The following is a 10082-nucleotide window of genomic DNA, read 5'->3' on the forward strand; positions in this document are numbered from 1 at the left end:
GCTAAACCAGCCGCGATTAAAAATACACCGAAAAGAATACCAAAAATTGTCGTTCCCATATAAACACCTGTTAATTAGGTTTATCTGAATATTTCTGTTGGCATTATAGACTAATATTGAAGTTGGCAGTATTTACTTACGTAAATGTTTACCGCTGAGCAGCGATTAGTCAGCTTTAATCTTTGTAACAATCATTTTAAGAATGTGTGGTGCGCGGTGCATTACTGTAATTTATAATGCGCCAGATCAACCACAATGGCCCCAGATAACCTATTTAAGCTGATGAACATGCATGTGAAAATCCGTTTTGCACTATTAAGTTTCTTGCTTTTATCTACCAGTATCAGTGTTGTTCCTACCGCGATAGCGAGTGGTGGAGCCAGTGAAGTTAAAGGTAAAGCCCCTCTTGAGCTGGCTTCGGGGAGCGCTATGGTGGTTGATTTACAAACGAATAAAGTGATTTATGCTAACAATGCAGATGAGGTCGTGCCGATCGCATCCATCACCAAATTGATGACAGCAATGGTGGTATTAGATGCTAAATTACCGCTTGATGAGATTATTTCAGTCGATATCCATCAAACCAAAGAAATGAAAGGCGTATTTTCACGGGTTAAAGTGAACAGTGAAATTAGCCGCAAAGATATGTTGTTGCTGGCGCTAATGTCGTCGGAGAATCGTGCCGCAGCAAGTCTGGCTCATCATTATCCCGGCGGTTATAACGCCTTTATTAAGGCGATGAATGCAAAAGCTAAATCACTAGGAATGACCAAAACGCGCTATGTCGAACCCACCGGTCTCTCGATTAATAATGTTTCGACAGCGCGTGACCTTACTAAATTATTGATAGCGACCAAGCAATATCCACTCATAGGTCAGCTAAGCACTACGACCGAGAAAATGGCAACATTCCGAGAGCCAAATTACACGTTGCCGTTCCGAAACACTAACCATTTAGTTTATAACGATAAATGGAATATTCAGCTAACTAAAACCGGCTTTACCAATCAGGCAGGACACTGTTTGGCAATGCGCACCGTTATTGGTAACCGCCCTGTTGCACTGGTTGTTTTGGATGCTTTTGGTAAATATACCCATTTTGCAGATGCAAACCGCCTGCGCAGTTGGATGGAAACGGGCAAGGCCGCACCCATCCCCGGAGCTGCAAAAAGCTATCGCCAGCAAAAAGATGCTCAAGGCCGATTAGCTCAGGTATCCGAATAAATACAGCAATTGATAATAGAAAGGCAGAGTTTGCGAGTGACTGGCAAATTCTGCCTATAATATTTAATAAGTAGCGCTCATATTACTGATAAAAATTAGAAAATTAGTTTAAATACGCCAGTAATGGTCAGTAAGCCTACAATAAAAATGATCGCAATAATCCACAGTATTATTTTCATTTGTTCTCCCAGTCATCAAGATGAAAAAATAACGTTTACTAGTCATACCAACCTTAGTTGATAGTAGACTATGACTATAGTTTGTCTGGCTGAATCCATACGCTATGATGCTGCAATTCGGATAATGCTTAATTTTTTTGATTCAAACCATACTCATTACTGGTAGCGTTATTTTGTCTGCCAATATTTAAGTTTCGACGTTTTGCCAATCCCAGGGTTAAAGCTGTTGGTTGGATCTATCTGCTGATAAAAAACCTTTAAAGCTGGCTTGGCGATATAGAGGTGCCCGACATTATGTTCGGCTGGATATTCCGCTCCTTTATCATTCAGAAGAGCCAACATTTTTTGTTTTAAGGCGTGCGTATCGACTCCTTTCTTCACAATATAATCTTGATGAAAAACATGGCACAAAAAGTGGCCATAATAGAGTTTGGCAACCAGACATTGGTCTATTTCAGGTGGTAGAGTTTCAAACCACTGCTCTTCATTACGTGGTAGAGCAATATCCAGCGCGAGAATGTCTTCAACTTTATCGGCATGAACTGCGTGATAGCGAACGGCGGCCCCAGCCGCAGCAAAACGATGTAAAAAAGCTTTTTTACCCTCATCGGCAGTACAGGTAATAAAATTGCCTTCCGCAGTAGCAAAAAACTCCTTTAAAAATTGCTGGGCTTCAGTAATTCCTTGACCTGACATTTTCAACATCAAGTGATGCTCATATCTATTACGATAACTCTTAAGCCGCTTTGGCAAATGGTTGGGGAGTACCTGGCTAAAACCTTGCATGATCCGATCAGTTAAGTGATCAACCAGAAACGGAACTTTACTCAGGCGCGCATCAATTTTGCCTTTTAAGGTGAAAAAACGTGGCATATTATTGGTGCCCATACTGTTGATCATGACAAATGTATCTTTGCCATACACCTCCGCAATATCAAAAATGTCACGATGCATGTATTCACCAGCAATAGGCAAATGTTTGAAGTCGCGTAAAATAGCACGCCGCAGTTCTGTTAATACTTGAGTCTGGTTGGTGCCGATATAAAAAACTTGCTGCTGTTTTTCACTGGGGAATGTATCCAGGCGAACAGCAAACACAGCCAATTTACCCGCGCATCCAGACGCTTCAAATAGGCGTCTTGGGTCAGCATTAAAACGGGATGGGGTAGGGGCATCAATATCTCTCACTCGCGTAGCATATTCATGATCAGATGCTTGCTGTGTCCCTTGAACAATATCGCTGGCCCGATATTTACCCCGTTCTAAACGTTGTAAAATCTCCTCTGGCGTATTGCCTAAATTAATTCCTAGATGATTAATTAATTGCAACTCACCTTGTGCATCGATTTGCGCATATAGTGCCATTTCGGTGTAGGCAGGGCCTCTTTGAACCAATGAGCCGCCTGAGTTATTGCAAATACCACCGATAACAGAAGCACCGATGCAGGAAGAACCAATGACTGAATGGGGTTCGCGGTCATAAGGTTTTAAGCGTTTTTCCAGTTGATTCAAAGTACTACCGGGAAAGCCAATAACCTGCTTACCATCGTTGAGTAACTGAATTTGATTGAGGCGTAATGTATTCAATATGACAATAGGGCGGTCGTAATCATCACCACTAGGAGTTGAACCCTCGGTCAGTCCAGTATTCGCTGCTTGCATGATAACGATAGTGTCGGCTGCTACGCAGGCCTGCAATAACTGCCATTGTTGCAACAATGTAGAAGGAAATACCACAGCGAGGGCAGACCCTGCTCCTGATCGAAAACCGGTACGATAACGTTCAGTTTGTCGTTCGCCAGTCAATAAATAGCGTGCGCCAACAATATGCTGTAACTGAGTTAACAAGGTTTGAGTTTTTTTATCATTAGATTGTTTCATACAAGCATATCCCTATCATTGTATTAATTTTGTGAAACTTTCCACGTCATTAGCGTTTCTATTGTTATTTGTGCAGCGCGCGGTTTAGCATGGCTAATGCGGACGCTAATTTGATGAGTGTCACAATAATAATTTTTAACCCTCAGACTATGAAGTATAGGATCTAATTTGATTATGACACGGATTAATAAGGCATTTTATGAGTGAGCATTTTGTTGGTAAATATGAGGTTGAGTTGAAGTTTCAGGTATCGGATATCGCTCAATTGCATAATCAGTTAGTTATGCATAAAGCAATTGCATTTACCGTCGATAATCATGAAAAAGATATCTATCTGGAAGCGAATAGCGGTGATTTAGCGGCTAAGCAAATAAGTATGGTTTTACGAGAAATGAATCCATCAGGTATTCGTTTGTGGATAGTTAAAGGGCCGGGTGCCGAACGTTGCGAAGCGGCTAATATTGAAGATATCGATAAAGTGCAGAGTATGTTGTCAACATTAGGTTATCAGCCGGCGTTTACATTGGAGAAACGACGTAGTATCTATTTTATTGGAAAATTTCATGTCACGGTTGATAACCTGGCGGGATTGGGTGATTTTGCTGAAATAGCTATTATGACTGATGATGCTTCGGTGCTTGATAATCTCAAGGCTGAATGCCGAGATTTAGCTGATAGATTAGGATTATTGGCAGAACAACAAGAAAGTCGCTCATACCGACAGCTATTGGGTTTCTAGCGAGCACACGCAGAACCCTCATGATGTCATATTGGCCGTTCCCGGTGTCACGGCCAGATAGCCCTATTTTTTCATCAAAGACTTCAAGTTAGCGAATGGATTATGGGTGGCAACTCCCTGATCATTCTGTGCATCATCGCCAGCAATCACTGTCGAGCCATAGAGGTCTGCTTCGGTATATTTGGAGTGTTCATGGTCATGGCAAAAAAGGCATAACATCTCCCAATTGCTGCCATCTTCGGGGTTATTACTGTGATCATGGTCGATATGGTGAACAGTTAGTTCGCGCAGATTGGAATAAACGAATTCTCGTGAACATTTACCGCAAACCCACGGAAAAATCTTCAACGCTTTTTCTCTATACCCACTTTCCAACCGCGCGTAGTTCTTCGGTATATATGCCATATCAGCCTTCTATTCTACGAAAAAATAATGGTTCTATTTTAGCGTGAAAGCAGGCAGTAGACTATCTACTATTGGCTATTAATCTTTAGGTCATACTCCATCATTAGAGCCAGCCTCTAAAGGAAGATATTGAATCAATTATAAAAATATGTGTCTAGATATTCATGTTGATACTGAGACTTTTTGAGACTTTTGCTGATGATTTAAAGAGATAAGTCGTTTTACACTATCACTGAGTTTTTATAGTCACTTTTTCACATTTTTCAGTATAGAGTTATTAGCATAAGGTTATGTGTATCTCGCTAATAGACTTATTTTACGGCAGGCAATATAGCGTGTTTAGCCTGAAATCCTTTGCCGATACAGTTGAGGCGATATGAAAGAATCTGAGGTACTGGCCGAAGTCAGTAATGAAAACCAGACATTAGTAGCCGTGGTGCAACAAGACCAGCGGGTAGTGTATTTCTATATTTATCCGCAAGAGGCGTTTGAAGAGCGTTTTCCTGTTCGCGCTTGTTGGGTGAGAAATTTGGTTGCAGCGCCAATATCGGCTGATAATGTCGCCCTGGAACAAGGATTAGCTCCGCGATTAGCTGCCGAGTTTTGCCGTAATGTGGCCGGTGAGGCTGAACTTGATGCGCAGTTTATTTCAATTATCTGGTCAGAAAGTGATGATGGCGCAGCATTATGGTATCAGGGGCAATTACTGGCGATTATTCCCGGTTGGAGTTTATATATTGATCACTCGGTTTGTTATTCTGCCAGTTGTATTAAAGATAACCCACTAACATTACCGCTGGGTTCAGCTTCCACCAATACACAATATGCTCGTGCTCAAAATACACGCCAATTTTGGCGAACCTGGCAGCAGGAAGAAGGGAACCCTTGGCCTGCGTTACAGGCCGAATATATTCAGTGCTATGAACAACATTTCGGCCCTGCGATAAAATATTATGCCATCGATCAAGGTAAGTGGCCGCCTATGGCTATCTCACAACACGAAAAAGAGGGAATATATTATTTTCTGACGTTGGGGGTTAGTATTCGCCCTCAGCCATGGGTTGAAATATTATTCAATGACGATGCGACTAAATACCGGCGTTTCGAAATGGCTATAGCGATTGATAGCCAATATGTTAATGAGGACAATGCTATTCATATGGCTAGCGCACTGGCCGGTTTTGCTCATGTACCCTGGGGCAAAATAACCTGGCTGGGGGAAGGGCATACCTTGGAGTCAGAAGTTGCTCCTCAAGGGTATGAAGGCTATATTTTATCATCAAAGCTTTATGACAATGCTGATAGCCTAATATTGCCTCTTCAGCAAGATGACCCGGTTAATATATATTGGGCTAGCCCTGTTTTTGCCAGTGAAAGAGAATTCGCCCATAGTGCTCCGAATGGTGGGTATGATTTGCTGAAAAAGCTGCAACAACAGGGAGTTAATCATATTTTTTCACCGCGTGAATCTGTTATTTAATTTCGTCTGAATATGGCCGATTTGATTTGCAGATTTTGTTATTCGGGTCTTAACTTAACAATGACGATAGCAGTTTTAGGCTGTAATGTTAAATTTGTAATGAGTGAAGTAGGTAAATCTGCTATCAGTGATTTTTAATTTTATGGAGGTGCTTATGGGCATACTATCTTGGATTATTTTTGGTCTTATCGCCGGTATTTTGGCTAAATGGATTATGCCAGGAGAGGATGGTGGTGGTTTTATTATGACTATAATCCTCGGCGTGGTGGGTGCGCTGGTTGGTGGCTATATCAGTACTTTCTTTGGAATGGGCAAGGTTGATGGGTTTAACTTTGGCAGCTTTGTGGTGGCGGTTATCGGCTCGCTGGTTGTGTTATTTGTCTACCGAAAATTGAGAAGTTAGAGGTTATTTAAATGCTTTCACAGTAATTTTAAATAATTATTAACTGGCGAAATTAGCATTAATCAAGAAATACAGACTTATCAAAATATAGGAAGGTGGCTAAATTTTGTCACCTTTCTCTCATAAAACTATCATCAATATGCAATAGAAATATTCGTTAATGGCTCATGACTACAGGCAATCTGAGAGACATGACATGGGCCAGGCGTTACGTAAATTCACTGTGGCTGATTATCCAGCTGCGGTGTCAGAATCGCGTAAAAAGGTACTTGCTGTTAAAGGTTTAGTTAAAGCGTATAAGTCACAGCATCGAGTTTTGGATGATATTAATTTTGAGCTTCACGCAGGTGAGTTTGTCGCAATAATTGGCCGTTCTGGTGCCGGTAAATCGACATTATTGCATGTTTTAAATGGTACTATTCCCAGCAGTGCTGGTGAAATTATTAATTACCATGACAATGGTGAGACCCAGAATATCGCTGCTCTGACAACCAAGCAGATGAGAAAGTGGCGAGCCAAATGTGGTATGATTTTTCAAGATTTCTGTTTGGTTCCGCGCCTCGATGTTATGACAAATGTTTTATTAGGCCGCCTCAGTTATACCTCCACACTAAAATCATTTTTTAAAATTTTTGCAGACCAGGATCGCGCCAGGGCAATCGAATTGTTGCAATGGCTTAATATGCTGCCACATGCCTTGCAACGTGCAGAAAACCTCTCGGGTGGGCAAATGCAGCGAGTAGCTATTTGTCGTGCCATGATGCAAAACCCCAAAATATTATTGGCTGATGAGCCCGTTGCTTCTTTGGACCCCAAAAACACCACGCGCATTATGAATACATTGCAGAAAATAAGTGAAGACGATATTGCAGTCGTCGTTAACTTACACTCTGTCGATTTAGTAAAAGAGTATTGTACCAGAGTCATTGGTATTGCTCATGGACGGATCATTTTTGACGGACATCCCTCTATGCTGAATGACACTATTATTCAGGATATATATAGCGATGAATCAACTGAGCTTTTGCATTAATTCCCACTTATCCCTTTATCAGAATAGGTTATTTTAATGAAAAAAGTACTTTGTCTTACCTCATTATTGGCAAGTATGATGGTATTTAATGCTACGGCAGCGGATGCGCCAAAAGAAATTAATCTGGGTATTCTGGGTGGACAGAATGCAACACAGCAAATTGGCGATAATATGTGTGTCAAAGAATTCTTGGATAAAGAATTAAACGTTAAAACTAATTTGCATAACGCTTCTGACTACTCAGGGGTGATTCAAGGTTTACTTGGTGGGAAGATTGACTTGGTATTAAGTATGTCTCCCTCCTCTTTTGCTTCTGTTTATATTAAAGATCCTAAAGCCGTCGATATCGTGGGGATTGCTATTGATGATACTGACAAGTCGCGCGGTTATCACTCAGTTGTAGTCGTCAAAGCCGATAGCCCTTATCAGAAAATTGAAGATTTAAAGGGCAAAGCATTTGGTTTCGCTGATCCAGACTCAACTTCAGGTTTCTTGATCCCTAATCAAGTCTTTAAACAGAAATTAGGCGGGACAGTCGATAACAAATATAACAATTTCTTCTCTAGCGTGACATTCTCTGGTGGCCATGAGCAGGATATTCTGGGTGTTATTAACGGTCAATTTGACGGTGCAGTAACATGGGCATCAATGATCGGCGACTACAATACCGGTTATACCAGTGGCGCATTCACCCGCATGATTAGGATGGATCACCCGGATTTAATGAAACAGATCCGTATTATCTGGGAATCTCCACTTATTCCTAATGGCCCGATTTTAGTCCGTGGCGCATTGCCACCTGAATTTAAAGCACAACTCGTAGCCGCGGTTAAAAAACTGGATAAAGAAGATCACGCCTGCTTTATCAAAGCAATGGGCGGCAAACAGCATATTGGTGAGACATCACTAAGTGAATATCAAACAATCATTGATATGAAGCGCGAATTAACCAAAGGCGACCGCTAAGTCGGCTCTGCGGATAAAAATAGTTTAGCTCTGGCTTGCCGGAGCTATTTTTTAGGTGGTAGCTAATTTTGAATACGGACTTCAACCATTACTATCAGCGGGTTCGCGCTAAACAGAAACGTGAAACGTTGATTTGGTCATTGACGCTGGTCATTATCTATCTTGGTGCGGGAAGTATTGCTGAGTTTAATTTACATACTGTTTTTATTTCTATTCCGCATTTTTTTGATTATCTGGTTGAAACTATCCCCGTACTCCATTGGCATAAACTATTGGCGGATGGTCATACGGAAGGCTCACTGGCTTATTGGGGCTATCGTCTGCCGATTCAGTTACCGCTAATCTGGGAAACACTGCAATTGGCTGTGGCGTCGACAATTTTATCGGTAATGGTTGCCATTATTCTGGCTTTTTTGGCGGCGAATAATACTCAAATCCCATCATGGTTGAGATTATCTATCCGGACCTTTGTCGCCTTTTTACGCACGATGCCAGAATTAGCATGGGCAGTAATGTTTGTCATGGCTTTTGGAATTGGGGCGATTCCCGGTTTTTTGGCGCTGGCCTTACACACTATTGGCAGCTTAACCAAGTTGTTTTACGAATCATTGGAAACCGCATCTGATAAACCTATTCGCGGCCTCGCTGCTTGTGGAGCGGGTAAATTGCAACGGATGCGCTTTGCACTTTGGCCACAAGTAAAACCCATATTTCTTTCTTATAGTTTTATGCGGCTGGAAATTAATTTTCGCCAATCGACTATTTTGGGTTTGGTGGGAGCGGGGGGAATCGGTCAGGAGTTAATGACCTCAATAAAATTGGATCGCTATGATCAGGTGAGTATGACACTACTGCTGATTATTATCGTGGTTTCGCTGTTGGATTATACATCCGGCAAATTACGCAAGCGAGTTGTGGAAGGGGTTTCATAATGCTAAATAATAATCTAACCGCAGAGCAGCTCTTTACACTGAAGCGACAGCATCCGCAGATTTTCTTACAGCAAAAACGCTATATCAGATGGGTTACTATCATTGGGATAGCTATTTTTTTATATTACCTTTTTTTCTTCAAAACCTTTGGCATTCCCTGGCAGGCATTTGTAAATGGTAGCCAGCAAATAAGCCGATATTTTTTGCGCATGTTTGTTTGGCATGACTTTGTCAATTGGCCATTTAGATATTACTTTGGCCAGATTTTTATTACTTTAGCCATTGTGTTTGCCGGAACACTCACTGCCACTCTGATTGCTTTACCCCTGTCATTCCTGGCTGCGCGAAATGTGATGTCGACACCGAGTTTACGCCTTATTTCATTTGTCGTGCGACGTTTCTTGGATATCTTTCGTGGCATTGATATGGCGATTTGGGGGCTGATTTTTGTGCGTGCAGTGGGTATGGGGCCACTTGCTGGAGTGTTGGCGATTATTATGCAAGATATGGGGTTGCTCGGTAAACTTTATGCAGAAGGACATGAAGCGGTAGATAAATCACCTAATCGTGGTTTGACCGCCATGGGAGCCAATGCTTTGCAAAAACAGCGTTTTGGTATTTTCACTCAGTCTTTCCCCACTTTTTTAGCGCTAAGCCTCTATCAGATTGAATCCAATACCCGGTCGGCCGCAGTGTTAGGTTTTGTTGGGGCAGGAGGGATCGGCTTAGTTTATGCCGAGAATATGCGCTTATGGAATTGGGATGTCGTGATGTTTATTACATTAATCATGGTGGTTATTGTCATGATTATGGATAAAGTCTCCGCTACTTTACGAAAGA

General features: G+C 41.7%; 10 protein-coding genes. 8 read left to right on the top strand and 2 right to left on the bottom strand.

Annotation, left to right across the window (positions count from 1 at the left end):
* Positions 1-288: 288 nt before the first annotated feature.
* Entirely contained in the window at positions 289-1224 is a 936-nt protein-coding gene (pbpG, locus tag ACNSO8_RS03730) for a D-alanyl-D-alanine endopeptidase (protein WP_032901676.1), read from the top strand.
* A 347-nt stretch (positions 1225-1571) separates the two neighbouring features.
* On the opposite strand, the gene dld is transcribed toward pbpG, so the two are convergent.
* A complete protein-coding gene (gene dld / locus ACNSO8_RS03735; RefSeq protein WP_019082707.1) occupies positions 1572-3284 on the bottom strand; it encodes a D-lactate dehydrogenase in 1713 nt (570 codons plus the stop codon).
* A 199-nt stretch (positions 3285-3483) separates the two neighbouring features.
* Here dld and cyaB point away from each other — a divergent pair, with 199 nt between their 5' ends.
* Positions 3484-4023 carry a class IV adenylate cyclase gene (gene cyaB, locus ACNSO8_RS03740; protein WP_046051308.1) on the top strand — a complete coding sequence of 180 codons (540 nt, stop codon included), beginning with the start codon at positions 3484-3486 and terminating at the stop codon, positions 4021-4023.
* Between the two features lie 63 nt (positions 4024-4086).
* Here cyaB and yajD read toward each other — a convergent pair whose 3' ends face one another.
* Positions 4087-4428: an HNH nuclease YajD gene (gene yajD / locus ACNSO8_RS03745; RefSeq protein ID WP_005158894.1), complete on the bottom strand. Its 342-nt coding sequence runs from the start codon at positions 4426-4428 to the stop codon at positions 4087-4089.
* 376 nt (positions 4429-4804) lie between these two features.
* Here yajD and ACNSO8_RS03750 point away from each other — a divergent pair, with 376 nt between their 5' ends.
* From ACNSO8_RS03750 to phnE (ACNSO8_RS03775), 6 genes are all read left to right on the top strand, one after another.
* A complete protein-coding gene (locus ACNSO8_RS03750) occupies positions 4805-5908 on the top strand; it encodes a suppressor of fused domain protein (protein WP_019082709.1) in 1104 nt (367 codons plus the stop codon).
* 154 nt (positions 5909-6062) lie between these two features.
* Positions 6063-6311 carry a GlsB/YeaQ/YmgE family stress response membrane protein gene (locus tag ACNSO8_RS03755; RefSeq protein ID WP_005158887.1) on the top strand — a complete coding sequence of 83 codons (249 nt, stop codon included), beginning with the start codon at positions 6063-6065 and terminating at the stop codon, positions 6309-6311.
* A gap of 196 nt (positions 6312-6507) precedes the next feature.
* Positions 6508-7344, top strand: a complete 837-nt coding sequence (gene phnC, locus ACNSO8_RS03760) for a phosphonate ABC transporter ATP-binding protein (protein WP_019082710.1) — start codon at positions 6508-6510, stop codon at positions 7342-7344.
* Positions 7345-7380: 36 nt separating this feature from the next.
* Entirely contained in the window at positions 7381-8310 is a 930-nt protein-coding gene (gene phnD / locus ACNSO8_RS03765; RefSeq protein WP_019082711.1) for a phosphonate ABC transporter substrate-binding protein, read from the top strand.
* A gap of 68 nt (positions 8311-8378) precedes the next feature.
* The gene (phnE, locus tag ACNSO8_RS03770; protein ID WP_418393861.1) at positions 8379-9242 is read left to right on the top strand and encodes a phosphonate ABC transporter, permease protein PhnE; all 864 of its coding nucleotides are present in this window, start codon (positions 8379-8381) and stop codon (positions 9240-9242) included.
* The coding region (gene phnE, locus ACNSO8_RS03775; RefSeq protein ID WP_418393862.1) for a phosphonate ABC transporter, permease protein PhnE at positions 9242-10082 on the top strand (841 nt) is incomplete at its 3' end. The genes phnE (ACNSO8_RS03770) and phnE (ACNSO8_RS03775), both read left to right, overlap by 1 nt.

The organism is Yersinia sp. LJYL362 (assembly GCF_048323875.1).